Here is a 25,457-nt window from a genome sequence, read left to right on the forward strand (position 1 = left end):
TACGGACTTTGCCTTCGCATTTGCGCCTTTCACGGCGTGGTGTAGAAGCCTTGCACGGCGCAGGGGCGCGCGTTTGCTTCGAAGGTGAGAGACTCCGTGCTTCGTAATTTCTCGGGACGTTCGGCCGTCACTATCGCCGCTGTGCTTGCCGCCGTGTCGGTGGCGGGCTGCGCCGGCAAGTCCAAGAAGCCGAGCCTCGCCTACGAAGAGCGCCCCGTCGAGCTGCTGTACTCCACTGGCGCCGATCGCCTGGACCGCGGCAACTGGAACGAGGCCGTCGACTATTTCCGCGAGGTCGAGCGCCAGCACCCGTATTCGGAATGGTCGCGCCGCTCGATCCTGATGACCGGCTACGCCCACTACCAGGGCAACCAATACAACGAGGCCATCGGCGACGCCGACCGCTTCATCTCGCTGTACCCGGGTAACCCGTCGGCCCAGTACGCCTTCTATCTGAAGGCCATCTGCTACTTCGAACAGATCGTCGACGTGAACCGCGACCAGGCCGCCACCGAGCAGGCCCTGGCCTCGCTGCGCGACGTCGTCCAGCGCTATCCGAACACCGAATACGCCACCGACGCCCGCCTGAAGATCGACATGGTCAACGACCAGTTGGCCGGCAAGGAAATGGCCATCGGTCGCTACTACCTGAAGAACGGCCAGACCCTGGCCGCCATCGGCCGCTTCAAGACCGTGCTCGAGCGTCACCAGACGACCTCGCACACGCCCGAAGCTCTGTTCCGACTGGTCGAGGGCTACATGACCCTGGGCCTGCTGGACGAAGCCAAGCGCAACGGCGCGATCCTGGGCTACAACTTCCCGGGCGACCGCTGGTACGCCGACGCCTACAAGCTGCTCAACGACAACGGCCTGCGTCCCGCCGTCGAGCCGCTGAAGGCCGGCACCAAGCGCAATGCGCTGGAACGCGTGCTGACGCGCGACAAGACCACGACCCTGGCGCCCCCCGGCGAAAAGAAGGCCAAGAAGGGCCTGATGGGCGTGCTCGGCATGTAACGACGACAGGATCGGACGTCGGAAACGGCCTGATCCTGTTTTGTTCTGTCTTTGCGCTTTGAAAAACTCTGATTCCCGGCGATCTTGCGTTTCATGCTGATCGGCCTCTCCATCCGTGACGTCGTGCTCATCGAGAGCCTGGACCTTGCCATAGGCGAGGGCCTGACCGCGTTGACCGGCGAGACCGGGGCCGGCAAGTCGATCATCCTGGACGCCCTGGGCCTGGCCACCGGCGCGCGCGCCGACGCCGGCCTGGTGCGTCGCGGGGCTGCCGGCCACGCCTCGGCCACCGCCATGTTCGCCCTGGTCGCCGACCACCCGGCCTTCGCCTATCTGGACGAGAAGGGTCTGGACTACGCTCGCGACGAGGACCTGGTCCTGCGTCGCCAGCTGTCGCCCGATGGCCGCAGCCGCGCTTTCGTCAACGACCAGGCCACCAGCGTGGGCGTGCTGAAGGATCTCGGCGCGCTGCTGCTCGAGGTCCATGGCCAGCACGAGACGGTCGGCCTGCTGGATCCCAAGACCCATCGCGGCCTGCTGGACGCTTTTGGTGGCGTGTCGGTCGGCGCTGTCGGCGCGGCCTGGAGCGGCTGGCGCGCCGCCCGCACGAAAGCCGAAGAGCTACGGGACCTGGCCGGCCGCGCCGCCGCCGAGACCGAGGAACTGACCCTCCGCCTTTCCGAACTGGACCGCCTGGATCCGCGAGAAGGCGAGGAGACGGCGCTGGCCGACGAGCGGGCGCTGCTGAGCTCGGCTGAAAAGGCCATGGCCGACATCGCCTCGGCCCAGGACGCCCTGGGCGGCGACAATTTCACGGGCAAGCTGGCCCAGGCCTATCGCGCCCTGGAACGGGCCCGCGACCGCGCGCTGCAAGCCGGCGCGCCCGCCGAGGGCACGGCCATGACCCGCCTGTCGGCCGCCTGCGAGGCCGTCGACCGCGCCATCGTCGAGGCCCAGGAAGCCACTGCCGCCATCGACAATGTCGCCGAGAGCTTCGAGTTCGAACCCGACCGCCTGGAAAAGGCCGAGGAGCGGCTGTTCGCCCTGCGCGGCATGGCCCGCAAGCTGAATGTCCTGGTCGAGGACCTGCCGGCCAAGCGCGCCGAGTTCGCCGCCCGCCTGCAAGCCATCGAGACCTCGGAAGACGCCCTGAAGGTCGCCGACGCCGAGGCCGCCGAGGCCCGCGAGGCCTTCCTCTACGCCGCCGAAGCCCTGTCGGCCGAACGCCGCGCCGCTGGCGACGCCCTGGCCAAGGCCGTCGAGGCCGAGCTGACGCCGCTGAAGCTGGAAAAGGCCAAGTTCCGCGTCGCGGTTGAGCCGCTGGCCGAGGACCGCGCCGGCCCGACGGGCCTGGACCGCATCGCCTTCGAGATCTCGACCAATCCCGGCGCGCCGTTCGGGCCGATGGAGGCGATTGCTTCCGGCGGCGAGCTGGCGCGTTTCGCCTTGGCGCTGAAGGCGGCTTTGGCCACGCGCAGCGGCGGGCCTCAGCCGCTGATGATCTTCGACGAGGTCGACCAGGGCGTCGGCGGGGCCGTGGCCGACGCGGTGGGCCTGCGGTTGAAGCGCCTGGCGGCCAACGCCCAGGTGCTGGTGGTGACCCACTCGGCCCAGGTCGCCGCGCGTGGCGACGCCCACTGGCGGATCTCGAAGTCCGGCGACGACACCTCGACCCGGACCAAGGTCGAACCCCTGACCCCCGCTCAGCGCGAGGAAGAGATCGCCCGGATGCTGTCCGGGGCCGAGGTCACCGAAGCCGCGCGGGCGGCGGCTCGGGCGTTGATGGCTTAGAGCCCGTCCTCGTCCTTCGACAAGCTCAGGATGAGGACTACTTTTGACAGCGGTTCAGTAGAAACCTCATCCTGAGCTTGTCGAAGGACGAGGTTTCTGTTCCTAGGCGTTGACCAGTGTGGCGTCGATCGCCAGCGGCTTAGCCCGACGGTTCTTGATCCACTTCTGCAGCGGCGCATCCACCATCCGCTCGAACACCCAAGCGACAACGATCGTCGCCGGGATGGCCAGCGCCCACAGCGCCCACTCGGCGGCGGTCGGCAGACCCAGCTTGCTCTCGACCATCCGCACCACGCCGAACCACACGGCCGCCGTCAGGGTATTGGTCAGGAACAGCGAGAAGCTGAGCTTCCCGGCCTGACCCGCCCAGCGCCACGCACGCGGCTTCGAAGCGCCGGCCGCGTAGATCAGGAAGGCCAACAGGGCCAGGCTGAAGTGGTCGAAATTCCCCAGGCCCTGGATGCCGATGACGATGGCCAGGGTGGCCAGCGCCAGCGGCAGGGCTTGGCGGCGGGCCAGTGTCGTGACCGGCAGGCGGGCGACCAGCAGGCCGATCATGAACAGCGGCACGCCCCGGATCAGGCCGAACTTCAGCGGCAGCTGATAGCTGGGCACGTCGAAGGCCATCAGGGCCGTGAAGTCGATGGCCACCCAGGCGCAGACGCCCATGGCCAGCAGCTGCAGCGGACGCTGCGTCGCCGCGACCTTGCGCCAGACCATCGGGAACAGGGCGTAGGCGGCGATCAGGGCCGACAGGGTCCAGGTCGGCATGTTCCAGCCCGAGGTCCCCGGCACGAACCAGGCCTGGACCAGGAAGACCTGCGGCAGCAGCTGGTCCCAGGCGAACCACTGCGGGTTCTGCGGGGCCAGGCCGATGGCCGAGGTCCCGACGAAGAAGGCGACGAAGGCGGCCAGCATCACCAGGTGCGACGGCCAGATGCGCTGCACGCGGCGCTTGAGGAAGCCCAGAGTGTCGACTTCAGCCCCCAGAACGCGCGGACCGTAGGTGCGAGCCAGCACATAACCCGACAGCATCAGGAAGAAGTCGGTCGCCAGATAACCACGCCCGAAGGCGGGGCTCAGGCTGAACAGCGACACCGGGGCCCGCTCGGCCACGTGGTAGAGCACGATGAACAGGGCCGCCAGGAAGCGCAGGGCGTCCAGCGGACCGTCCCGTGACAGGACGGGCAGGGCGGTATTTGTGCCGGCTTTGAACATCGAAGGCTCCTTCAAGCCTTCGGTCGCAAGGTCCGCGCCACGTTGCTAACCTGCCGGAACTTCCCGCCTTCCGGATTCGCCGACGTGTCCTTGATCCCCATCGCCGACCTCACCGAAGCCCAGGCCGTCGAGGAACTGGAGCATCTGGCCGACGCGCTGACCGCCCACGACCTGGCCTATCACCAGCAGGACGCGCCCACGATCAGCGACGGCGAGTACGACGCCCTCAAGCGTCGCAACCTCGACATCGAGACCCGCTTCCCGCACCTGGTGCGCGACAATTCCCCGTCCATGCGGGTGGGCGCGGCGCGGGCCGAGCAGTTCTCGCCGGTCGAGCACGGCGTGCCGATGCTCAGCCTCGACAACGCCTTTTCCAATGACGAGGCGACCGAGTTCGACGCCCGCATCCGGCGGTTCCTGCGCCTGTCGCCTTCCGACACCGTCGCCTACACCGCCGAACCCAAGATCGACGGCCTGTCGGCCTCGCTACGCTACGAGAAGGGCGTGCTGGTCCAGGGCGCGACGCGCGGCGATGGCCGGGTGGGCGAGGACGTCACCGCCAACCTGCGCACCATCGCCGACATCCCCCACCGCCTGAAGGGCTCGGGCTGGCCCGACGTGATCGAGGTGCGCGGCGAGGTCTATGTCGAGCTCGAAGCCTTCTCCGCCTTCAACGCGGCGGCCGAGGAAGCCGGCCAGCGCACCTACGCCAACCCGCGCAACTTCGCCGCCGGGTCTCTCCGCCAGATCGACCCGAAGATCAGCGCCCAGCGGCCACTGCGGTTCTTCGGCTATGCCTGGGGCCTGGTGTCCGCGCCGTTCGCCGACAGCCAGTGGGGCGCGCTGGAGAAGCTGGCGGAATGGGGCTTCGTCACCACGGCCCCGCCGGCCAAGCGGGTCGAGAACGCCCAGGGCCTGCTGGACGTCTACGCCCAGTTCGAGACGCTGCGCCCGACCCTGGACTTCGACATCGACGGCGTCGTCTACAAGGTCGACGACCTGGAACAGCAGCGCCGCCTGGGCTTTGTCTCGCGCTCGCCGCGCTGGGCCATCGCCCGCAAGTTCCCGGCCCAGCAGGCTCGCACGATCCTGGAAGCCATCGATATCCAGGTCGGCCGCACCGGGGCCCACACGCCGGTCGCGCGGCTGAAGCCCGTCACCGTCGGCGGCGTCTCGGTGACCAACGCCACGCTGCACAATGGCGACGAGATCGCCCGCCTGGATGTCCGCATCGGCGACACGGTCGTCCTGCAGCGCGCCGGCGATGTCATCCCGCAGATCGTCGAGGTCGACCTCGCCGCGCGTCCCGACCCGGCGCCGGCGCCTTACGAATTCCCTCACGTCTGCGAGTGCCCGTTGAAGACGGCGCTGACCCGCGAGGTCACGGCCTCGGGCCAGGAGTCGGTGGTGCGCCGTTGCACCGGCGAGTTCGCCTGTCCGTTCCAGCGGGTCGAGCACCTGCGCCACTTCGTCTCCCGCCGCGCCTTCGACATCGAGGGCCTGGGCGAAAAGCAGCTGCAGGCCTTCTTCGACGAAGGCTGGATCACCGAGCCGGCCGACATCTTCCGCCTGGCCAAGGACGAGGAAAAGCTGGCGGCCCTGCGCGAGCGCGACGGTTATGGCGAGACCTCGATCGCCAACCTGGTCAAGGGCATCGACGCCCGCCGCACCATCGGCATGGACCGGATGATCTACGGCCTGGGCGCGCGCGACATCGGCGAGACGACATCGACCGTGCTGGCCCGCAACTTCGACCGCTTCGAGGACCTGCAAGCCGCCGCCGAGGCCGCCGCCAAGGGCCTGCCGGGCGAGACCTATCTGGAACTCGCCACCGCCCAGGGCGTCGGCCCCAAGGCGTTGGACCTGCTGATCGAGGCGGGGAAGGGCGGTCTGCTGGCCGATCCGTGGCCGGAAGCCGCGGACCTGGAAATCAAGATCGGCCACGCTGTCCCGAAGTTGACCAAGCCCGCCAAGGCGGCCCTGGCTCAGCGTTACGGGACTTGGGACGCCTTCGCCCAAGGCCTGGTCGAGGCCGCCTCGGGCGCGCCGGGCGACGACTATCTGCACCTGGCCGCCGTCGATGGCGTCGGTCCTGTGGCCGCCCAGTCGCTGGCCCGCTTCTTCGCCGAGGAACACAACCGCCGGAAGGTCGACAACCTCGTGGCCGAACTGGACATCCAGCCGGTCGCCAAGCCCAAGACCGACACGGCCGTGGCCGGCAAGACCATCGTCTTCACCGGCTCGCTGGAGAAGATGACCCGCGACGAGGCGAAAGCGCAGGCCGAGGGCCTGGGCGCCAAGGTCGCCTCGTCGGTGTCGAAGAAGACCGACCTCGTGGTCGCCGGCCCCGGCGCGGGCTCCAAGCTGAAGACCGCCACCGAGCTGGGCATCCAGGTGATGACCGAGGACGAGTGGTTGGCGATGGTGGGCGCCTGATGAAGGTCATCGCCCTCGACTTCGAGACCGCCAACGAGCAGCGGTCCAGCCCGTGCTCCATCGGCCTGGCCTGGATCGAGGACGGCCAGGTGGCGCGCGTCGAGCACCACTGGATCCGCCCGCCGGGCAACCGCTTCGCGCGGTTCAACATCGCCTTCCACGGCATCGGCCCTCAGGATGTCGAGGACGCCGAGGAGTGGCCGGACGTGCTGGAACGCTTGCGACCCGAGCTGGAGGGCGCGCTGGTCCTGGCCCACAACGCCTCGTTCGACATCAGCGTGATCCGCCGCAGCTGTGAGCACTACGACGTGCCGGCGCCGGGCTTTGACTATCTGTGCACGGTGCAGGTTGCGCGCGGCGTGTGGCCGGACCTGCCGTCGCACAAGCTGAACGTGGTCTGCGGCCACCTGGGCGTCGACTTCAAGCACCACGACGCGGCCGGCGACGCCTATGCCTGCGGGCAGGTGGCGCTGGCGGCGACCAGCCTCAACAGCCTGGGCCATGTGCGGGAGCTACCGGGGCGCTTAGGCATGAGCCTGGGCCGGCTGGATCCCGACGGCTACACGCCCTCGCGCGCGGCGGCGGGCGCTCGCAAAGCCCGCGCCTGGGCCTGAGGCGCATCGCCGCAACCGCAATTCCCGCCTCGTTTTCGCCTTGGCTCTTGTCCTGACTGGATGGATCGCGCAACGAGGGACCCAAACGCGCGTTTCAGCCGCGCACTAGGGAGAAACAGATGATCCGCACCGCCTTGATCGCCGCGGCCCTGACGCTCGTGTCGGGCTCGGCCTTCGCCGCCGACGTCACCGGCCTGTGGGCCACGCCCGGCAACGGCGGCCAGGTCGAGATCGCCCACTGCGGCAACAGCCTGTGCGGCAAGCTGGTGACCTCGGACCACATCAAGACCGACCCGACCCGCAAGGACGTCAAGAACAAGGACGAAGCCCAGCGCGGTCGCACCTTGAAGAACCTGCAGATGCTGTACGATTTCACCGGCGGGCCGACCAAGTGGACCGGCGGCAAGGTCTACAATCCCGAGGACGGCGGCACCTATTCGGGCACGATCGAGCTGCTCAGCGCCAACGAGCTGAAGCTGAAGGGCTGCATCGTCGCGCCGCTGTGCAAGACCCAGAAGTGGACACGCCTGAAATAGGGCGCGTCGACTCCCGGCCGGGTCTGACCTAGCCTTCCTCAAAACTCCTTGGGGGAGGTGCGCATGTACCAGAAGATCGTCCTGGCTTTCGACGGCAGCCATGAAGCGCGCAGCGCCCTGCGGGAAGGGGCGCTGCTGGCCTTGCGCTGCGAGGCCAGGGTCTGGCTGCTTTGCGTACTGGGCGACAACGCCGCCGTGGCCATGGCCGAGGGCGTCCAGCCCGGCGCGGCCGAACAGATCGCCGCCGCCAGCCAACAATTGGTCGATGAGGGCGTGGGCAAGCTCAAGAGCGTCGGGCTGAACGCCACCGGTCACGTCGTCCGGGGCGACCCGTCCTCGGCGATCAGCAACTTCGTCCGCGAGGTCGGCGCCGACCTGGTCGTGCTGGGCCATCGACGCCGCAGCTTCCTGGAGCGCTGGTGGAGCGGCAAGTCGGGCGCCTACATCATCGACAATGTCGACTGCAGCCTGCTGGTCGCCCAGCAGCCGGTCAGCGACGCGGAGTTCGCCGCCGAGATGGCCCTGCACGCGGTCAAGGCGCCGACCTAGAGCGGCGCGCAGACCTCTTCCATCCAAGCGCGGATCTCGGGCTCCACGCGCGGTCCGATCTCGGCCAGCACGCGGGCGTGGTAGGCGTCGAACTGCGCCACTTCCTCGGCCGTCAGCAGGGTCTTGTCGATCAGGCGGCGGTCGATCGGGGCCAGGGTCAGGGCCTCGAAGCGGTGCATCGGGCGGTCGCCGCCAGGGACGTCCTCAGCCGGCATGACGACTTCCAGGTTCTCGATCCGGATGCCGTATTCGCCGTCCTTGTAGTAGCCGGGCTCGTTCGAGACGATCATGCCGGGCTGCAGGGCGATGACGTTCGGGGCCTTGGAGATCCGCTGCGGACCTTCGTGCACGCCCAGATAGACGCCGACGCCGTGACCCGTGCCGTGGTCGTAGTCCAGCCCGTGCGCCCACAGCGCCATCCGCGCCAGGGCGTCGATGGCCGAACCGGTGGTGCCGGCCGGGAACCGCAGGCGGGCGATGGCCAGGTGGCCCTTCAGCACCAGCGTGTTGCGGTTAATCATCTCGGCCGACGGCTCGCCGATCGCCACGGTGCGGGTGACGTCGGTGGTGCCGTCCAGGTACTGGCCGCCGCTGTCGACTAGCAGCAGCGAGCCCATCGCGGCGCGTTCGTTGCTGCGCTCGGTCGGGCGGTAGTGGGGCAGGGCGCCGTGGCCGTTGGCCGCGCCGATGGTGTCGAAGCTGAGATCCTTGAGCCGGCCGGTGGCTTCGCGGAAGCCTTCCAGCTTTGCGACGGCTTCCTTCTCGTCCGGCGGATTGATCTGGCCCTCGGTGGCCAGCCAATGGAGAAAGCGGGTCAGAGCCGCGCCATCGCGCTTGTGCGCCTCGCGGGTGCCGTCCAGCTCGATGTCGTTCTTGCAGGCGCGGGGCAGGGTGCAGGGGTCCATGGCCCGCACGACCTTGGCGCCGGCGGCGGCCAGCATGTCGAAGTACCAGGCCGAGGATTGGGTCGGGTCGACCACCACGCTCTTGCCGGAGAGATCGCCTAGCGCCTCGGCCAGCTTGTCCGGGGTCTCCAGCGAGACCTGGTTGCCGAGCCAGGCGGGCAGATCCTCGGTCACCTTGGCCGGCTCGATGAACAGGCGGGCCGTGCCGTCGGCGTTCAGGATGGCTTGCGAGAGCGGCAGGGGCGAGCGGATGACGTCGCCGCCGCGGATGTTGAACAGCCAGGCGATCGAGGCCGGGGCGGTGATCACCGTGGCGTCCGCGCCGAAGGCGGCCACCGACGCGCCGACGCGGGCGCGCTTGGAGCTGGACTCTTCGCCAGCATATTCGACGTGGTGCGGGACGATCGGGGCCATCGGCTGGGCCGGGCGGGCCTCGCCCCAGGCCTGGTCGACCGGGTTGGCGGCGACGGGCTTGAGCACCGCGCCGGCGCGGTGGGCGGCGGCCTTCAGGCCGTCCAGGGCGGCGGGGCTGTGCAGGCGGGCGTCGTAGCCGATCACCGCGCCCTTCTCGGCGGTCTCCAGATAGGCGGGCACGCCGCCCTCGACGAGGTCGCGGATCTCGAAGACGCCCTGGTCGACCTGGTCGCGAACCTGCAGCGTGTAGCGGCCGTCGACGAAGACGGCGGCGCGGTCCTTCAGGATCACGCCCGCGCCGGCCGAGCCGGTGAAGCCGCTGGCCCAGGCCAGGCGATCGTTGGCGGCGGGCAGATATTCGTTCTGGTGCTCGTCCTCGTGCGGCACGAGGAAGCCGTCCAGACCCTGCGCGGCCATGGCGGCGCGGATCAGCGGGACGTGCTTGGGACCAAAGGACGGGTCGGTGGATTCATCGAAGGTCTGGCGCATGCCTCGGATGTAATCCCCCGACCCGAGCCTGGGAAGGGTCGATTATTTCACGGATTACTGTTGGGGCTGCGCCGGCGGATTGTCGGGCGAGGCAGCCTGGTCGTTGGGGCTGGAGGCGGCGCGGTCGGCGGCGTCCTGGGCCGACTGGGCGGCGCTGCGGGCAGCCTGCGCGGTGTCGGCGCGGGCCTGGTCAGCGGTCGTGCGGGCCTCGCGGGCGGCGTTCTCGGCGGCCATCTGGGCGTTCTGGGCCGCGCCCTGGGCGCCTTCGACCAGTCCGGCCTGGCGGCCCTGTTCCTGGGCGGCCTGCAACTGGTTCGGATCGTTCGAGGTCGGGCGCATGGCCAGGAAGCCGACAGCGATCACCGCCACGATGGCGATCAGGCCGGCGACCAGCCAGCCGCCGACGCCGCCGCGCTCGTGGATCTCGACGCGACGCTCGACGGGGCGTTCCTGCGGGGGAAGGTTGGGATCGGTATAGGTCATCGGGGCGGCTCCTCGGCCAATGTCTCTGGCCGAGAAAACGTGACCCCGATGCGGGAGGTTCCTAGGGCCGCTGGAGAACCAGCGTCGCCCAGGCATCGCGGTGGATGCGGCTGACCACCTTGAAGCCGCGCGACAGGTAGGCGGCCTTGACCATCCGCTCCTGGGTGCGCAGCAGCCCAGACAGGATGACCGTGCCGCCCGGAACCAGCGCGTGCTTGATGTCCTGGACCAGGCTGATCAGCGGGCGGGCCAGGATGTTGGCGAACACCAGGTCGTAGGGCGCGTTCTGGGCGACCAGGCGGTGACCCAGGCCCGAGGCGTGCACGAAGCGGGCGTTGGCCTTGTTGACCTGGGCGTTTTCCTTGGCGATGCGCACCGAGGGCTTGTCGATATCGGTGCCGACGGCCAGCTTGGTGCCGGTGCGGGCGGCGGCGATGGCCAGCAGGCCCGTGCCGGCGCCGACGTCCAGCACCTTGTTGAACTTCCTGGCCTTCAGCAGACGGTCATAGGCCTGCAGGCAGCCGACGGTCGTGCCGTGGTGACCCGTGCCGAAGGCCGCGCCGGCCTCGATGCGCAGGTTGACGGTGCTGGCCGGCAGGCGGCCGCGATCGTGCATGCCATAGACGAAGAAGCGGCCGGCGCGCACCGGCGGCAGGCCCGACAGCGCCATGGCCAGCCAGTCGGCGTCGGCCAGGGTGTCGCGCACGACCTTCAGGTCGTACTCGCCCAGCAGGGCCATCAGGCTTTCGTCTTCTTCCTGCGTCGTCGGGAAGGCGTCGATGCGCCAGACGTTCTTGTCCTCGTCCTCTTCCAGGATCGAGTAGGTCGCGCCTTCCAGGCCCGGATGGTTGTCGATGGCGTCGGCGGCGGTCTCGGATTCAATGCGCGTGCCGCGGGCGACGATCTGCTGGGGCGTGTAGTCGGTCATCCGCGCCTGTTAGCGTCAAAGGCGGCGAAAAGCGAGCCTTCAGCGCGAGGTCATGCCCGTGGCGGCGACGTCGGCGGCCTCGGCCAGCACCGTCGGGACGGGCGGCTGTCGCGGCTGCCGGTCCTCGGGCAAGGAGACGTTCAGGATGTCGCCACGCTCGGACGCCCAATGCGGCGCGTCGGCGGGCGGAGGCGGCGTCGCGGGACCATGCTGGGCCACGACATGGGGCGGCACGTCCATCTCCGGCGGCGGCGCATAGGCCGGCTCGTCGTACGAGACCATCTGCACGGGCGGCGGCTGGCTCATCTTCAGGAAGTCGGTGCCGACCACATAGTCAGGCGTCTTGCCGGCCGGCCAGGCGATCGGCTCGGCCTGGGCTTCATAGGCGGCGAGCACGGGTTCCATCTCGGGCGTATAGCCCGCGTCCTGCGGTCCGGTCTTCATGGCGAGACCCGCCAGGATGCCGATGACGGCGCAGGCCGGCGCGCCATAGGCCACAGGGCGGGTCAGCGCGAAGCCCTTCAGCCGGGCCAGCATATGTTCAAGGCGGGCGTCCATGTCGGCATAGCGCGCGAGAGGCCGAAAAGGTTCGCGAGACTCGCCTTAGTGTGAGGGGCGAGGGGACCCCGCATGACCACGACCCGCCCGCTGCTGCGCGAACGCCACAAGCACGAACACGCCCGCGTCACCTATGTGGAGCTGTTCTTCGACCTGGTCTTCGTGTTCGCGGTGACCCAGCTGTCGCATGCGGTTCTGCATCATCCGACGCCGCTGGGCGTGCTGCACGCGGCCATGCTGCTGGCGGCGGTCTGGTGGGCCTGGGTCTGCACGTCGTGGATCACTAACTGGCTGGACCCCGAGCGGGTCCCGGTGCGGTTGATGATGTTCCTGCTGATGGCGGCGGGGCTGGTGCTGTCGGCCGCCATCCCCAATGCGTTCGAGGGCGGCGGCCTGATGTTCGCCGGCGCCTATGCCTTCATCCAGGTCGGCCGCAGCCTGTTCTTCCTGATCAGCACGTGGCGCGAGCCGGCGCATCGGATGAACGTCGGCCGCATCTTCGCCTGGGTGACGCTGTCGGCGGTGTTCTGGATCGCTGGCGGCCTGCTGCATGACGAGGCGCGCCTGATCGCCTGGGCGATCGCCATCGGCATCGACTACCTGTCGGCGCTGGTCGGGTTCTGGACGCCGGGGCTGGGGCGCTCGGCCACCAGCGACTGGGTCGTCGAAGGCGGCCACCTGGCCGAACGCACGGCGCTGTTCACGATCATCGCCCTGGGCGAGTCGATCATCGTCACCGGCGCCACCGTGGTCGGCATGCCCTGGACGCTCGAGACCGTGGCGGCCTTCGCTACGGCGCTGGTCGGCAGCATCGCCATGTGGTGGATCTATTTTTCGTTCACCGCCGAGGCGGCCAGCGAGGCCATCGCCGAGTCCGAGGACCCCGGCGCGATCGCCCGCCTGGCCTATACCTACAGTCACCTGATCCCGATCGCCGGGATCATCGTGGCGGCTGTGGGCGACGAGTGGGTGATCCACCACGCCTCAGGCCATACGGACTTCAAGGTCGCCGCCGCCGTGATCGGCGGGCCGGCCCTGTTCCTGTTGGGCGTGCTGGTCTTCAAGCTGGCGGTGTTCAAGCAGTGGTCGCTGACGCGACTGGTCGGCTTAGGCCTGCTGGCGGCCTTGGTTCCGATCGCGGGGCATGTGAGCCCGCTGGTGCTGTCGATGCTGTCGACCGTGGCGCTGGTGGTGGTCGGCGCCTGGGAGACGCTGTTGGTCAGCCGATCTGGTCGATGACGATGTCGCGCAGCTGGGCGCGGGTCAGGCCGGGCCAGACCCAGTCGGATTGAGCGGCGCGCGTCGGCGCGGTGTTGGTGCGGATGGTGTTGATCTTGCGGGGCGCGCGCTTGGCGGCTTCGCGGGTAACAGTGGTTTTCATAAAGTTCCAGACAAGGGCCTGGCGTGTCGCCGGACCCGATATTCCTTAAAGGGTGGAGATAAGCGCCCGGTGGCCGTTAGAGGCGGTGGGCGGTAGGAGCGCCGTGAGGTTCAGCCGTCTTGGGCTGAAGCGGTTGGCGGCTTCCTGAGTACCATATGGTTAGCCGCGTGTCGCGTTCAACCCCTGCGGCATCGGGGCGCGGACATAGATCCTCCCCCAGTGGGGGAGGCGGCCGAAGGCCGGAGGGGGAAGTGCTGCTGAGCCTGCCTCTTCCCCCTCCGTCGGCTACGCCGACACCTCCCCCGCTAGGGGGAGGATCTAGGCGACCTCAAGCCTTCTCGACGAAGCTGTCGATGACCTTCTTCTCCCCCGCCTTGTCGAACGCCACCGTCAGCTTGTTCCCCTCGATGCTGCTCACCTGGCCGTAGCCGAACTTGACGTGGAACACGCGGTCGCCGCGCGAATAGGCGCTGCTGGTCGGGGCCGAGACGGCGACCAGGCGGCCTTCGCCTTCGATCGGGGCCGAGCGGGCGGACGAGCCGGCGCGCACGCCTTGCGGGCCCCGCCAGGCGGCGTTGCGTTCGCCGAAGCCCGCCGTGCGTTCCTGGGCGCGTTTCCAGCCGGGGCTGTCGTAGCTGCCGGCCTGGAAGGCGGACGTGCCGGGGTCGTCCCAGCGCGAGGCGGCTGTCGACTGCATGCCGGGGCCGCCGCCGTAATACCCGGTCTCGGACGCCGCATCGACGTGGGCCAGCGGCAGTTCGTCGACGAACCGCGACGGCAGCTGCGACGTCCAGCGGCCATAGACCTGCCGGTTGGCGACGAAGCTGATCCGGGCCTCCTCGCGGGCGCGGGTGATGCCGACATAGGCCAGGCGGCGCTCTTCCTCGAGGCCCTTCTCGCCCTTGTCGTCCATGCTGCGCTGGCTGGGGAACACGCCTTCTTCCCAGCCGGGCAGGAAGACCAGCGGGAATTCCAGGCCCTTGGCCGAGTGCAGGGTCATGATCCAGACGGCGTCGCCGGTGGCCTCGCGGTCCAGGTCCATGACCAGCGACACGTGCTCGAGATAGGCCTCCAGCGTGTCGAAGGCGCCCATCGACTGGACCAGTTCCTTCAGGTTCTCCAGCCGCGTCTGGCTGGTCGGACCCTTGTCCAGGCGCAGGGCGTCCGTATAGCCGCTCTCTTCCAGCACCGTCTCCAGCAGGCGCTGGTGGTGGACATTGCCGATCAGCGAGCGCCAGCGGTCCAGGTCGCGGATGAAGTTGCTGAGCGCCGTGCGGGTGCGGGCCGGCAGTTCGTCGCTGGCGATGATCTGGCGGGCGGCCTCGACGGTCGAGATCCCGCTCAGGCGAGCGATCTGCAGCAGCTTCTGCACCGAGGTGTCGCCGATGCCGCGCTTGGGCGTGTTGACGATGCGCTCGAAGGCCAGGTCATCGTCGGGCGACTGGATCAGGCGCAAGTAAGCGTGGGCGTCGCGGATCTCGGCCCGTTCGAAGAAGCGCGGGCCGCCGACCACCTTGTAGGGGATCTGCAGCAGCACGAAGCGCTCTTCGAAGGCCCGCATCTGGAAGCTGGCGCGAACCAGGATGGCCATCTGGTTGTACTTGCGGCCGGCCTTTTTCGCGCGTTCGATCTCGTCGGCGATCATGCGGCTCTCGGCCTCGCCGTCCCAGACGCCGCTGACCTTGACCTTCTCGCCGCCCTTGGCCGGGGTCCACAGGGTCTTGCCCAGGCGGCCCTTGTTGGCGGTGATCAGGCCGGAGGCGGCGGCCAGGATGTGCTCAGTCGAGCGGTAGTTGCACTCCAGCCGCACGACCTTGGCGCCGGCGAAGTCGCGCTCGAAGCGCAGGATGTTGTCGACCTCGGCCCCGCGCCAGCCATAGATCGACTGGTCGTCGTCGCCGACGCAGCAGACGTTCTGGCGGCCCTGGGCCAGCAGCCGCAGCCACAGATATTGGGCTACGTTGGTGTCCTGATACTCGTCGACCATCACGTATTTGAAGCGACGCTGGAACTCGTCCAACACGTCGGGATGGCCGGTGAACAGGCTGATATTGTGCAGCAAAAGGTCGCCGAAGTCGCAGGCGTTCAGGATGCGCAGGCGCTCCTGGTACTGACGGTACAGGCTGATGCCCTTGCCGTTGGCGAACTCGCCGGCTTCGCTGGCCGGGACGCGGTCGGGCGTCCAGCCGCGGTTCTTCCAGTTGTCGATGATCTGCGACAGGATCCGCGGGGTCCAGCGCTTGGCGTCGATGTTCTCGGCCTCGATCAGCTGCTTGAGCAGCCGCTCGTTATCGTCGGTGTCGATGATCGTGTAGTTCGACTTCAGCCCCACCAGCTCGGCGTGGCGGCGCAGGATCTGGGCGGCCACCGAGTGGAAGGTGCCCAGCCAGCGCAGGCCCTCGGCCTCCGGGCCGATGATGTGGGTGATCCGCTCGCGCATCTCGCGCGCGGCCTTGTTGGTGAAGGTGACGGCCAGCATCTCCCACGGCCGCGCCTTGCCGGTGGCCAGGATGTGGGCCAGGCGGGTGGTCAGCACGCGGGTCTTGCCGGTGCCGGCGCCGGCCAAAACGAGCAGCGGGCCTTCGGTGGTCTCGACCGCCTCGCGCTGTTCGGGATTCAGGCCGTCCAGGTAGTTGGGCATGGCATGACCGCCCGTCGGCGGTTGCGGCCGGGCCAGGTCGGAGATGCGCGGAGAGGGGAGGTCGCCCGGGAAGCCGGCCGAGTCATCATCGGGAAACATGGGAACATATGTAGCACAAAGTGCGCGGGACTTAAGTCCCTAGAGACAGCCGAAGCGGAACCTCCCGGCTCGCGTACCGTTGATCCGCCAACAGCAACAACGCCAGCATGGCGCGGAGACTCTCATGGCCGAAGGTACCAGCAACAGCGGTGGCAACAGTGGCTTGGCGTTCATCGTAGGCGGGCTTGTGGTCATCGTCGCGGTGCTCGCCTTCTTCATGATGTCCGGCGGCTTCACCCAGAAGAAGCGGGTGGACGTGAACATCTCGGCCTCGGCGCCCAAGCTGCCCGATGCGCCGAAACTGCCTGAAGCGCCCAAGGCGCCGGGCGGCTGATCATGGCGCGCACACTCGCTCATAACGACCATGCGCATCGCAGCGACGGTGGCGGCGGCCTGATGGCCGCGCTGCTGGTCGTGGCGGTGCTGGTGCTGGCGGTCTGGGGCGCCTGGAAGCTGGGCGTCATGGCCGGCGACAAGGTCGACCTGCGCCAGAGCATCCGAGACATCCCCTCGGCCCTGCGTCAGGGGCCGAACCCGCAGCCCGTGCCGATCCCGACGCAGCGCCGGCCGGCGGTGGAGCAGCGGTAGGGGCCGTCCTCGTCCTTCGACAGGCTCAGGATGAGGACTACTTTTGATGCCGTACCAATAGAAACCTCATTCTGAGCTTGTCGAAGGACGAGGTTTCGCTAGGCGCTGGCCCGCACTAGCGCGAACACCCGACACGCTGAGGCCAGCGGGCGCTCGCCGCGTTCCAGATCGATCTTCTGAATCAGGCCGGCCAAGCTCAGCGCCTGGTCGGTCGCCGCGCGTTCCAGCACGGCCCAGAACTCCGGCTCCAGGGCCAGCGAGGTTGCGTGGCCAGCCAGGTTCACCGACCGCTTCTTCAAACCAGCCAGGGCCTCAGTCCTCGCGCTTGGCGCCGTCGAGGTCGCGCTTGAGCTTGTCGGCGCGCGCGGCGTCCAGGGTCTTCTCGCCCTTGGTGCGGCCGAACTTGGCGCGGTTCTCGGCGGCGCGGGTCTTGTCGTCGGCTTTGGCCTTGGCCTTGCGGGCCTGGTTCAGATTGACGATGTCGGCCATGGATCTACGGGGTCTTCTTCTTCGCGACGGGACGGATCACCAGCGTCTCCTGCAGGCGCAACACCTCGTCCTTCCTCAGGACCAGCGGCGCTCGGCCGGGGAAGACGCAGTTCTGCATCGAGCGGTCATTATACAGCATCCAGCGCGTGATCGCCTGACCGTTCGCCTTGCAGGCCAGGCCCACCGCCCAGGCGGGCGAGGCCGCGTCGGTCCAGGCAAAGCCCATATTGGCCCCGGCCGTGATCGCCGAGCCGTTCGGCACGATCGTCTTGCCGCCCGACGAGAAGGTCAGCTTCTCGGGCTCAACGAGGCGGATCGAGAAGCCACCGAAGCCGCGATCATCCTCGCTGCCGCCCAGGCCCAGGGCGTCGACGCGGGACTTGATGATCGTATCGAACTCCACCCGCCGGCTGCCAGCCTTCAGCGGGCGGACCGTGACCTTGGTGGTCTCGGTGGCGATGTAGACCAGCTCCGGACCGGAATTGACCATCCAGTCGACATCGACCGTCAGGGTGCCGCCGCCCTCGGCGTCGCCCAGGAATGTCTTTGAGCGGACGAAGTAGGTCAGGCCCTTCATGTACCAGCCGTCGGCGACGGTCTTGCCGTCGGACTGCACCTTCATCCAGGCCCACCAGACGCCGCGCTGGTGCGGGTGGTCGCCGGGCTTGTCCTCGGTCAGGGCCGTGCCGTCGGGGGCGTAGAGCTGGCCGACATAGTTGGCGCGGCCGGGTTCGGCGGCGGGATCCAGCGGCTTGGTGCGATAGACCAGCAAGGTCTTGCCGGCCTCGGTCAGGGTCACCGCGTCGTCGGCGAAGATCGCGTCGACCCGCTTGCCGATCGCGGGATCGGCGAGGGCGGGGCCGGCGACCAGCAACAGGGCGGCGGTGAAAAGGGCGCGGAAGCTCATGCCTCGTCCTCTAGGTCTTCAGGAACGTATCAAGAACAATCCATGCGTGCATGGCAAGCTGAAACTTCACTGGAGACGTGGCCGTTTGATGTCGCGAGGGACCGCGACGGTCCCGCTCTAACCCAGGAGACGACGGATGATCGACCTCTCGCAGATCAAGGAACACCAGGAAGTCGTCGGCTCGGACGGCGGCCACGTCGGCCGCGTGGACCACATCGCCAACGGCGAGATCGAGCTGGCCAAGCTGGACCTGGGCGGCGGCTTCAAGCACCACCTGATCCCGCTGTCGTGGGTGGAATATATCGACGACGACAAGGTGCACTTGGCCCTGACCAAGGACGACGCCAAGGCCCAATGGCGCGAGAAGCACTGAAGCCGCGCACGCTCGGTAAACATGAAAGGCCTCCGCCCGAAAGGGCGGGGGCCTTTTGCTTGACCGGCTCGCAGAAGCAGCCGCCTATCCCCGGCCATCAGCGCGGAGAGTCCTCGATGTACACGCTCTATGGTTCGCCCAGCACGGCCGGCACGGCCATCCACTGGATGCTGCTGGAGCTGAGCGTCCCGTTCGAGGCCCGCCTGCTGGATTTCGACAAGGCCGAGCACAAGACGCCCGAATATCTGGCGCTGAACCCGGACGGCGTTGTGCCGACCCTGATCATCGACGGCGCGCCCGTCACCCAGATGGCCGGCATCGCGACCCTGCTGGCCGAACGCCACCCTGAGGCCGGCTTCGCGCCGCCGCTGGGCACGATCGAGCGGGCGGAGTACCTCAGCTGGACTCTCTGGCTGGCCAACAGCTTCCAGCCCAACTTCCGCGCCTGGTTCTATCCGCACGAGCCGGCGGGCGGCGAGGCGCAGGACGCGGTGCAACAGGCGGCCCGCGAGCGGATCGAGGCCGGCCTGGCGCGGATGGACGCGCGACTGGCGGACCGCGACTACCTGGTCTCCGACCACTTCACGACGGTCGACCTGCTGGCGACGATCCTGTGCCGCTGGACCCGCAACATGCCCAAGCCCGCGACGGCCTGGCCGAACCTGAAGCGTTATCTGGATACGATCCGTCAGCGCCCGGCGCTGCGCGAGGTCCACGCGCGCGAGGGCCTGACGGACTGGATCAACGACTAGGGCCTAGCGCCCGCCGCCGGTGATCTCCTTGATCAGCGCCTGGACCGGAGCCTTGCCGCCGTTGTTCCAGACAAGCTTGAGGTGGGCCAGGGTGCGTTCGGCGGCGTCGTCGAACTTCCACTCGCAGTTTTCAAAGCGGCAGTTGTCGAAGATCGGCGCTTCGCCGCCGGAATAGACGAGGCGGCAGCCACGGAACTCGCAAGCAGAGAAATGCTCGCCGTCGAGAGCGACGGTCTCGTGGTTGTAGTTGGTCGAAGTGATCACGAACGCTCTTTCAATTGCCGTCTTGGTCTTGGGGAGGGGTCTCGCTCGGTTGAGCGGCCTGTTTGGCGGCGGCTTTCTCGGCCGCCTTTTCGGCGGCCTTACGCGCTTTCTGACGTTCGCGTTCCTGACGTTCGAAGGAGTAGTTCGGCGTGCGAGCCATGTCGGCGGCCTCCATATGGCCGCCTAGCGCGACAGCTGTTCATTAGCGTGAAATCATCCCGCCGATCCACCCGAGGGGCGGACCGGCGGGCGATGGATGACTACTTTACGCTGGCGCAGAAGCGCTGGATGCGTTGGCAGGCGTCTTCCAGCACGTCGCTGCTGGTGGCGTAGCTGATGCGGAAGAACGGCGACAGGCCGAAGGCCGCGCCGTGCACGACCGCCACGCCTTCGGCTTCCAGCAGTTCGCCGGCGAAGTCCTCGTCGCTCTCGATGACCTTGCCCGAGGGGGCGGTCTTGCCGATCAGGCCGGCGCACGAGGGATAGACGTAGAAGGCGCCTTCCGGCGTCGGGCATTGCAGGCCCTGGGCCTGGTTCAGCATCGACACGACCAGATCGCGGCGCTCCTGGAACAGCTTGGCGTTCGGCTTGATGAAGTCTTGCACGCCATTCAGCGCCTCGAGCGCGGCCCACTGCGAGATCGAGCAGGGGTTCGAGGTCGTCTGGCTGATCATCTTGCCCATGGCCTTGATCAGCGCTTCGGGACCCGCGGCGTAGCCGATGCGCCAGCCGGTCATCGAATAGCCCTTGGAGACGCCGTTCATCGTCAGGGTGCGGTCGTAGAGCTTGGGCTCGACCTGGGCGATGGTGGTGAACTCGAAGTCGTCGAACACCAGGTGCTCGTACATGTCGTCGGTCAGCACCCAGACCTGCGGGTGGCGCAGCAGCACGTCGGCGATGGCCTGCAGCTCGGCGCGGCTATAGGCGCCGCCCGAGGGGTTGGACGGGCTGTTGATGATCAGCCACTTGGACTTGGGCGTGATCGCCGCTTCCAGCGCTTCCGGCGTGATCTTGAAACCGCTCTCGGCGGTGGTCTCGACCGAGACGGGCGTGCCGCCGGCCAGCAGGGTCATGTCGGGGTACGACACCCAGTACGGCGCGGGGATGATGACTTCGTCGCCCGGGTTCAGGGTGGCGACCAGGGCGTTGAAGATCACCGGCTTGCCGCCCGGGGCGACGTGGACCTGGCTCGGCTTGTACTCCAGGCCGTTCTCGCGCTTGAACTTGGCGCAGATGGCGGCCTTCAGTTCGGGCATGCCGTCGGGGTCGGTGTATTTGGTTTTGCCGGCCTTGATCGCGTCGATGGCGGCATTCTTGATATTGTCCGGCGTGTCGAAGTCCGGTTCGCCCGCGGAAAGGGCGATTACGTCACGACCGGCGGCTTTCAGCGCGCGCGCCTTGGCGCTGATGGCGATGGTGGCCGACGGTGCGATGCGCCGCAGTGCGGCGGACTCGAGCGACATCTTGCAGAACTCCCCTGGGGTGACTTGGTCCGTTGGAAGGACCGTTTCAGGATTGCGGCGGTCTTTACGCTCCCGCTGGCCATGGCGCAACGCAGCAAGGCCGCGCTCCAAGACATTTTGGCGACGCTTTTGGGGACCGGCGTTCTTGCGCGTCGCCGATCTCCAAGATACCGCTACCATTTGTAGGATCGATCTCCGGCGAACGGGGACGGCCCTCGGGGGAAACGCAAGGCCGCGATGACGGCCAAAGGGGGAGGGAAACCACCATGAAGACGAAGATTCTGTATTTCGCCCTGGCCGTCGTGGCCTTGGCGCTGGGCGCGGCCTCGTCGGGATTCGCCCAGTCGGACGACGGCGACATCCTGCAGAAGGCGATCAACAAGCCGTCGGCCAACTGGACCGTCTATGGGGCGAACCAGAAGAACAGCCCGGTGAAGGACAAGACCGTCGCCGGCGGCGGCGGCATGCGGGTCGAGGTCTCGAAGGCCAGCGACAAGCCGTGGGAAGTCGGCGCCCAGCAGGCGATCACCGGCAAGGTCAGCAAGAACGACGTCATCCTGGTCGCCTTCTGGGCCAAGGCCGAGGCGGTCGACGGCGGCGCGGCCGAGGCCAATCTGTCGGCGGTGCGCGTCCAGCAGGCCGCCGCGCCCTATGACGCGGCGACGCAAGGGGCGGTGAAGGTCAGCGGCGCGGAATGGAAGATGTACACCGTGCCCGGCCGGGCCTCGATGGACATCCCGGCCGGTGGGGCGAACGTGTCGCTGCACCTGGGTTCGGCCAAGCAGACCGTGTTCCTGGGACCGGTGTTCGTGCTCGACTTCGGGCCGGACTACGACCTGAAGAAGCTGGCCGGCGACTAGGCCCGCGCGCGGAGCACCGCCGCGAAGCTCGCCAGGTGACGCGCGATCGCCTGGCGGGTGCGCTCGTCGGTCAGCTTGCCGTTCTCGATCTTGGTGTGGGCCTGGCCGACCAGGATGTCGCTGAGCGGGGCGAGGTCAGCGCCGGTGCGCTTGAGGTTCAGGCGCAGGGCGTCCTGGGCGCGGACGGTGCCGGTGATCCCGGGGCTGGCGCCCAGCGCGCAGGCCAGCTTGCCGTCCAGCGGGGCAGGCTTGCCGCGCGAGGCCCAGTCGATGGCGTTCTTCAGCACCGCCGTCAGGCCGCCGTTGTATTCCGGGCAGGCGATCAGCAGGCCGTCGGCGGCGCGCACGGCGTCCTTCCAGGCGGCCACCGGGGCGGGATCGCCTTGCGCCTCGACGTCCTGGTTGAAGAACGGCAGGTCGCCCAGACCGAAGACCTCGATCGTCATCTCCTCCGGCGCCAGCTCGCGGGCGGCGTGGAGCAGGGCGGTGTTGTAAGAGGCGGCGCGCAGGCTGCCGGAGACGGCGAGAATCTTCATTGTGGCTCCATCGCTGAGGCGTGGACCCTAGTCAGGCCAAGCCCCGCGAAGAAGACAGGAATGGTCGAGCGGCGTTATCCCGCCAGGGCGGCCGGCATCATCGCGGCCCGCTGGCCGTCCAGATTGGCCTCGACGAAGGCCCAGAGCAGTTCCAGGTCGCGACCGGCGGGCCCGGCCTTCTCCCACTCGGCCACGCAGCGGCCCTGGGCCATGGCCTTCTGAAAGGCGTCGCGCGAGCGCAGGCCATGCGGCGCCAGGGGGAGGCCGCAAAAGCGCAGCACCTCAAGGATGTCGGGGCAGGCCGCCGGAGAGGCGTCGGGCTTGCTCGTGTGGATCTGGTTGAGCACCAGGAAGCCGCCCTTGCCCAGCCGCCGCACGGCCTCGGCGGTGCGCACGATCGGCGCCAGGTCCAGGAATGAGGGGCGTCCGACCACCAGGCACAGGTCGGCCAGGTTCACCGCCTGGGCGACGTCGCCCTCGCACGCCGACGGCGTGTCGATGATCAGATAGTCGTAGCCCTCGCGCATGGCGTTCGATTTGGCGTTGAACAGCTTGCCGCCGCCGCCCTCGAAGAGGCTCGGGCCCGGGGCTGTGCGCGCTCTCAGCGCGTCCGACGCGGAGCGTTGTGGATCGATATCGGCCAGCATGACCTTGCGGCCGGCCAGAAAGGCCATCAGGGCCAAGTTCACGGCGAGTGTCGTCTTGCCCGAACCGCCCTTACGCGACAGTACCGCAATCGTCTTCACGGCTTACTCGCTCCGTCCCCCGGCTCGCGACTTCTAGAGGTCGCAAGACCACCGACGGCGATCATTGTTATGGTGAAGGTGTAAACAGAAACTCAATCTGGGGATTTATTGGCGTCAGGCTCGCGTGGCTGCTTGGCGTCCTCCGAAATCTCGAAGGCAGGCGCCTAGACCGCCTGGGCGCTGTGGCTCCGATCCGCTGTCAGCAGCATCGGGGCGATCAGGTCCCACAGGCGCGAGATTTCCTCTGCGGCGGCCGAACCCGGCTCCCATTCGCACACCGACCGACCATGGGCGACCGACTGCTGGAAGGCGGTGCGGGCGCGCAGGCCGATCGGGGCCAGGGGCATGCCGGTGAAGCGCAGGGCCTCGGCGGCCTTCAGCACGGCCGGCGGCTCGAAGCCGTTGCGGCGCGAGGGGGCCTGGCTGAGGACGATCAGGCCTTTCTTGCCCAGGCGGCGGACGGCTTCGGCCGAGCGGACCACCGAGGCGATGTCCAGGAAGGTCGGGCGGCAGACCAGGATGCACAGGTCGGCGCAATTGATCGCCTGCAGGCCGTCGGCCTCGGGCGCTGCCGGGGTGTCGATGACCAGGGCGTCGTAATTGCTGTGCTGGGCCTGGACCTGGGTCGAGAACAGCTTGCCGGCGTTGATCTCGGACAGCACCGGACCGTCGCCGGTGCGGGCGCGCAGGGAGTCCGAGGCCGAGCGTTGCGGGTCGATATCGGCCAGCATGGTCCGCAGGCCGGCCAGGTGGGCCGTGATGGCCAGGTTGACCGAAAGCGTCGTCTTGCCGGCGCCGCCCTTGCGGGAGATCACAGCCAGGGTCTTCACGATCAAACTCCTTACCGGGCCAAGGTTTTCTGCCCTTGCAGCCTGTGGATAAGTAACGCTGTCATGTGAAGCTCACGCAACCGAAATGTCGCAGCGCGCGAATCATGTCGTCCCCGGATCGCGTTTCGGGGCTGTGGTCCGAAAAACGCCTCGTTCTCCGGCAGATGTCCGCCCGCCGTTTCAGCGGCGCCGCTTGACCCTGCCGCTTGACCCAGGATGCCGCCTGCGCGAGGAGGGGCCGTGATCCGCCGCATTATCGACTTTCTCACGAACATGGACGCCCGCGCCTGGCGCACGGTGGCGGTCTCGTTCGTGCTGTTCGGTGGCGTGGGCGTGGTCTTCCTGTTCGGCGCGCAGCTGCTGGGCGTCAACGGCGAGGCGGCGGTCGAGCACTGGTTGGGCGCGGCCAGCGGGCCCTGGGCCCTGCCGGCGGCCGTGGCGGCCTTCGCGGTCATGGCCTTCCTGGGCGTGCCGCAGTTCGTGCTGATCGCCGCGGCGGTGGTGGCCTTCGGGCCATGGACGGGTTTTGTCTACAGCTGGATCGGCACGCTGGTCTCGTCCCTGGTCGGGTTCTGGCTGGGCCGGGCCTATGGCGCGAAGATCCTGCGCGACTTCGCGGGCGAGGGCGTCAACAAGTTCATGCGGATGATCGGCAAGAACGGCTTCATGGCCAGCCTGATCGTGCGCCTGGTGCCCTCGGCGCCGTTCATCGTGGTCAACATGGCCGCCGGCGTCACGCCGATGAAGCTGCGCCACTTCGCGGCTGGCACCGCCATTGGCATCATCCCGAAGATCGCCCTGACCGCCTTCGCTGGCAATTCGATCGTCCAGGCGATGAAGGGCGGCGGCAAGCAGCACATCGTCATGATCGCCCTGGCCATCGTCATCTGGCTGGCCATGGGCCTGGTCAGCCGCGCCTGGCTCAAGAAGCGTGAGGCGGCGGAAGAGCAGGAGGGCTAAGCCCCGCCGCGGCGTAGGTCGCCTCGCGCCACGCCTTCACGATCTCGCCGAACCAGCGGGTGCGGGTTTCATCCGTCATGCCGTCGGTCTCCTCGACCCCGGCGGCCCAGGCCTCGATCACGAACGGCATGAAGGTGCGGGCCGCGTGCTTGCACGTCGCGCGCTGGGTCTCCGACGCGCCGGCCGTGGGGGCCACGAACGGCTCGATCAGCTTGGTCAGCAGCGCCTCAAGGGCTTCTCGCCAAGCCACGGCCTCCGGCGCTCCCCTGGCATCGCGCAACAGCAGGAGCGCCAGCTTGGGGTTGCTCCGCGACAGGGTCACCAGCCGCGCGATGCTGGAGCCATAGCCGCCCCAGGGCCGGCCGGCGTCGGCTTCGATCCGGGCCAGCATCTCGCCGAACAGGGCGTCGATGATGCTCTGGCGCGAGGGATAGAGCCGATAGATCAGGATCTTGGCCACGCCCATCCGGTCGGCGACATCCTGCATGGTAGCGACCTGCAGGCCCTTTTCGGCGAACACCTCGACGGCGGCTTCCAGCACGGCCAGGCCGCGCGCGGCCTTGTCGACGCGCGGCTTGGGCTGACCCGGACGGCCTCTGGGGACTTTCGCGACATCGGTCATCGGTGCTATGT

Annotated in this window: 30 protein-coding genes and 1 pseudogene; 14 read left to right on the forward strand and 17 right to left on the reverse strand. The window is 68.3% G+C overall.

All coding sequences use genetic code 11. The annotated features are described in order from the left end of the window. The first annotated feature begins 84 nt into the window (after positions 1-84). Together AC07NF_RS20460 and recN are read left to right on the forward strand one after the other, a co-directional pair. Entirely contained in the window at positions 85-1,014 is a 930-nt protein-coding gene (locus AC07NF_RS20460; protein ID WP_492817473.1) for an outer membrane protein assembly factor BamD, read from the forward strand. A gap of 93 nt (positions 1,015-1,107) precedes the next feature. Then, positions 1,108-2,805: a DNA repair protein RecN gene (gene recN / locus AC07NF_RS20465; RefSeq protein ID WP_494630691.1), complete on the forward strand. Its 1,698-nt coding sequence runs from the start codon at positions 1,108-1,110 to the stop codon at positions 2,803-2,805. A 102-nt stretch (positions 2,806-2,907) separates the two neighbouring features. On the opposite strand, the gene AC07NF_RS20470 is transcribed toward recN, so the two are convergent. Beyond that, positions 2,908-4,023 (reverse strand): acyltransferase family protein, encoded by a 1,116-nt coding sequence (locus AC07NF_RS20470; RefSeq protein ID WP_494630515.1) that lies wholly within the window; start codon positions 4,021-4,023, stop codon positions 2,908-2,910. Between the two features lie 84 nt (positions 4,024-4,107). Here AC07NF_RS20470 and ligA point away from each other — a divergent pair, with 84 nt between their 5' ends. From ligA to AC07NF_RS20490, 4 genes are all read left to right on the forward strand, one after another. Beyond that, entirely contained in the window at positions 4,108-6,459 is a 2,352-nt protein-coding gene (gene ligA, locus AC07NF_RS20475; protein WP_494630517.1) for an NAD-dependent DNA ligase LigA, read from the forward strand. Next, positions 6,459-7,073: a 3'-5' exonuclease gene (locus AC07NF_RS20480; RefSeq protein ID WP_494630519.1), complete on the forward strand. Its 615-nt coding sequence runs from the start codon at positions 6,459-6,461 to the stop codon at positions 7,071-7,073. The genes ligA and AC07NF_RS20480 overlap by 1 nt, the downstream gene beginning before the upstream one ends. 119 nt (positions 7,074-7,192) lie before the next feature. Continuing rightward, positions 7,193-7,609 (forward strand): DUF2147 domain-containing protein, encoded by a 417-nt coding sequence (locus AC07NF_RS20485; protein ID WP_492817481.1) that lies wholly within the window; start codon positions 7,193-7,195, stop codon positions 7,607-7,609. 63 nt (positions 7,610-7,672) lie between these two features. Beyond that, the gene (locus tag AC07NF_RS20490; protein ID WP_492817483.1) at positions 7,673-8,158 is read left to right on the forward strand and encodes a universal stress protein; all 486 of its coding nucleotides are present in this window, start codon (positions 7,673-7,675) and stop codon (positions 8,156-8,158) included. Here the strand turns inward: AC07NF_RS20490 and AC07NF_RS20495 are convergent. The 4 genes from AC07NF_RS20495 to AC07NF_RS20510 form a co-directional block, all read right to left on the reverse strand. After that, a complete protein-coding gene (locus AC07NF_RS20495; RefSeq protein ID WP_494630522.1) occupies positions 8,155-9,966 on the reverse strand; it encodes an aminopeptidase P family protein in 1,812 nt (603 codons plus the stop codon). The two genes, AC07NF_RS20490 and AC07NF_RS20495, sit on opposite strands and share 4 nt — an antisense overlap. A 54-nt stretch (positions 9,967-10,020) precedes the next feature. Further along, positions 10,021-10,449 (reverse strand): hypothetical protein, encoded by a 429-nt coding sequence (locus AC07NF_RS20500; RefSeq protein WP_494630524.1) that lies wholly within the window; start codon positions 10,447-10,449, stop codon positions 10,021-10,023. A gap of 61 nt (positions 10,450-10,510) precedes the next feature. Next, positions 10,511-11,377 carry a 50S ribosomal protein L11 methyltransferase gene (locus AC07NF_RS20505; RefSeq protein ID WP_494630526.1) on the reverse strand — a complete coding sequence of 289 codons (867 nt, stop codon included), beginning with the start codon at positions 11,375-11,377 and terminating at the stop codon, positions 10,511-10,513. Positions 11,378-11,416: 39 nt separating this feature from the next. Beyond that, entirely contained in the window at positions 11,417-11,935 is a 519-nt protein-coding gene (locus AC07NF_RS20510; RefSeq protein ID WP_494630528.1) for a hypothetical protein, read from the reverse strand. 72 nt (positions 11,936-12,007) lie between these two features. On the opposite strand from AC07NF_RS20510, the gene AC07NF_RS20515 reads away from it, so the two are divergent. Continuing rightward, positions 12,008-13,174: a low temperature requirement protein A gene (locus AC07NF_RS20515; RefSeq protein WP_494630533.1), complete on the forward strand. Its 1,167-nt coding sequence runs from the start codon at positions 12,008-12,010 to the stop codon at positions 13,172-13,174. Here the strand turns inward: AC07NF_RS20515 and AC07NF_RS20520 are convergent. Beyond that, positions 13,155-13,316: a hypothetical protein gene (locus AC07NF_RS20520; RefSeq protein WP_494630537.1), complete on the reverse strand. Its 162-nt coding sequence runs from the start codon at positions 13,314-13,316 to the stop codon at positions 13,155-13,157. The genes AC07NF_RS20515 and AC07NF_RS20520 overlap by 20 nt on opposite strands. A gap of 214 nt (positions 13,317-13,530) precedes the next feature. Here AC07NF_RS20520 and AC07NF_RS20525 point away from each other — a divergent pair. Next, positions 13,531-13,635 (forward strand): annotated as a pseudogene (locus tag AC07NF_RS20525) (hypothetical protein); the annotation flags it as partial. 9 nt (positions 13,636-13,644) lie between these two features. Here the strand turns inward: AC07NF_RS20525 and AC07NF_RS20530 are convergent. Continuing rightward, positions 13,645-16,056, reverse strand: coding sequence for a DUF3553 domain-containing protein (locus AC07NF_RS20530; RefSeq protein ID WP_494630539.1), 2,412 nt, complete (start codon positions 16,054-16,056; stop codon positions 13,645-13,647). Between the two features lie 124 nt (positions 16,057-16,180). Between AC07NF_RS20530 and AC07NF_RS20535 the strand changes: the two genes are divergently transcribed. Continuing rightward, positions 16,181-16,390, forward strand: a complete 210-nt coding sequence (locus AC07NF_RS20535; protein ID WP_494630541.1) for a hypothetical protein — start codon at positions 16,181-16,183, stop codon at positions 16,388-16,390. 2 nt (positions 16,391-16,392) lie between these two features. After that, positions 16,393-16,644, forward strand: a complete 252-nt coding sequence (locus AC07NF_RS20540) for a hypothetical protein (protein WP_494630543.1) — start codon at positions 16,393-16,395, stop codon at positions 16,642-16,644. 98 nt (positions 16,645-16,742) lie between these two features. Here AC07NF_RS20540 and AC07NF_RS20545 read toward each other — a convergent pair whose 3' ends face one another. From AC07NF_RS20545 to AC07NF_RS20555, 3 genes are read right to left on the reverse strand one after another with little or no spacing between them, the layout of a single operon-like run. Continuing rightward, the gene (locus AC07NF_RS20545; RefSeq protein ID WP_494630695.1) at positions 16,743-16,952 is read right to left on the reverse strand and encodes a ribbon-helix-helix domain-containing protein; all 210 of its coding nucleotides are present in this window, start codon (positions 16,950-16,952) and stop codon (positions 16,743-16,745) included. A 4-nt stretch (positions 16,953-16,956) separates the two neighbouring features. Continuing rightward, the gene (locus AC07NF_RS20550) at positions 16,957-17,133 is read right to left on the reverse strand and encodes a DUF4169 family protein (protein WP_172262546.1); all 177 of its coding nucleotides are present in this window, start codon (positions 17,131-17,133) and stop codon (positions 16,957-16,959) included. A gap of 4 nt (positions 17,134-17,137) precedes the next feature. Beyond that, entirely contained in the window at positions 17,138-18,040 is a 903-nt protein-coding gene (locus AC07NF_RS20555) for a DUF6807 family protein (RefSeq protein ID WP_494630549.1), read from the reverse strand. Between the two features lie 136 nt (positions 18,041-18,176). Here AC07NF_RS20555 and AC07NF_RS20560 point away from each other — a divergent pair, with 136 nt between their 5' ends. After that, positions 18,177-18,413 (forward strand): DUF2171 domain-containing protein, encoded by a 237-nt coding sequence (locus tag AC07NF_RS20560; RefSeq protein WP_291870538.1) that lies wholly within the window; start codon positions 18,177-18,179, stop codon positions 18,411-18,413. A 116-nt stretch (positions 18,414-18,529) separates the two neighbouring features. Next, positions 18,530-19,165 carry a glutathione S-transferase family protein gene (locus tag AC07NF_RS20565; RefSeq protein WP_494630558.1) on the forward strand — a complete coding sequence of 212 codons (636 nt, stop codon included), beginning with the start codon at positions 18,530-18,532 and terminating at the stop codon, positions 19,163-19,165. 3 nt (positions 19,166-19,168) lie between these two features. On the opposite strand, the gene AC07NF_RS20570 is transcribed toward AC07NF_RS20565, so the two are convergent. The 3 genes from AC07NF_RS20570 to AC07NF_RS20580 form a co-directional block, all read right to left on the reverse strand. Further along, on the reverse strand, positions 19,169-19,429 hold the full coding sequence (locus AC07NF_RS20570) for a hypothetical protein (protein WP_454715241.1): 261 nt from the start codon (positions 19,427-19,429) through the stop codon (positions 19,169-19,171). Between the two features lie 10 nt (positions 19,430-19,439). Continuing rightward, the gene (locus AC07NF_RS20575) at positions 19,440-19,604 is read right to left on the reverse strand and encodes a hypothetical protein (RefSeq protein WP_494655330.1); all 165 of its coding nucleotides are present in this window, start codon (positions 19,602-19,604) and stop codon (positions 19,440-19,442) included. Positions 19,605-19,689: 85 nt separating this feature from the next. Further along, entirely contained in the window at positions 19,690-20,892 is a 1,203-nt protein-coding gene (locus AC07NF_RS20580) for a pyridoxal phosphate-dependent aminotransferase (RefSeq protein WP_494630562.1), read from the reverse strand. A gap of 266 nt (positions 20,893-21,158) precedes the next feature. Between AC07NF_RS20580 and AC07NF_RS20585 the strand changes: the two genes are divergently transcribed. After that, positions 21,159-21,752, forward strand: coding sequence for a hypothetical protein (locus tag AC07NF_RS20585; RefSeq protein ID WP_494630563.1), 594 nt, complete (start codon positions 21,159-21,161; stop codon positions 21,750-21,752). On the opposite strand, the gene AC07NF_RS20590 is transcribed toward AC07NF_RS20585, so the two are convergent. The 3 genes from AC07NF_RS20590 to AC07NF_RS20600 form a co-directional block, all read right to left on the reverse strand. After that, positions 21,749-22,288 carry an NADPH-dependent FMN reductase gene (locus AC07NF_RS20590; protein ID WP_494630564.1) on the reverse strand — a complete coding sequence of 180 codons (540 nt, stop codon included), beginning with the start codon at positions 22,286-22,288 and terminating at the stop codon, positions 21,749-21,751. The genes AC07NF_RS20585 and AC07NF_RS20590 overlap by 4 nt on opposite strands. Positions 22,289-22,362: 74 nt before the next feature. After that, positions 22,363-23,034, reverse strand: a complete 672-nt coding sequence (locus tag AC07NF_RS20595) for an AAA family ATPase (protein ID WP_494630565.1) — start codon at positions 23,032-23,034, stop codon at positions 22,363-22,365. Between the two features lie 164 nt (positions 23,035-23,198). Continuing rightward, positions 23,199-23,864: an AAA family ATPase gene (locus AC07NF_RS20600; protein ID WP_492817520.1), complete on the reverse strand. Its 666-nt coding sequence runs from the start codon at positions 23,862-23,864 to the stop codon at positions 23,199-23,201. Positions 23,865-24,104: 240 nt separating this feature from the next. On the opposite strand from AC07NF_RS20600, the gene AC07NF_RS20605 reads away from it, so the two are divergent. Next, positions 24,105-24,824 carry a TVP38/TMEM64 family protein gene (locus AC07NF_RS20605; protein WP_494630567.1) on the forward strand — a complete coding sequence of 240 codons (720 nt, stop codon included), beginning with the start codon at positions 24,105-24,107 and terminating at the stop codon, positions 24,822-24,824. Here the strand turns inward: AC07NF_RS20605 and AC07NF_RS20610 are convergent. After that, complete coding sequence (locus AC07NF_RS20610) at positions 24,787-25,446, reverse strand: TetR/AcrR family transcriptional regulator (protein WP_494630570.1); 660 nt, start codon at positions 25,444-25,446, stop codon at positions 24,787-24,789. The two genes, AC07NF_RS20605 and AC07NF_RS20610, sit on opposite strands and share 38 nt — an antisense overlap. Between the last annotated feature and the right edge of the window lie 11 nt (positions 25,447-25,457).

The sequence above is a fragment of the Caulobacter sp. GW821-FHT10A06 genome, assembly GCF_059415805.1.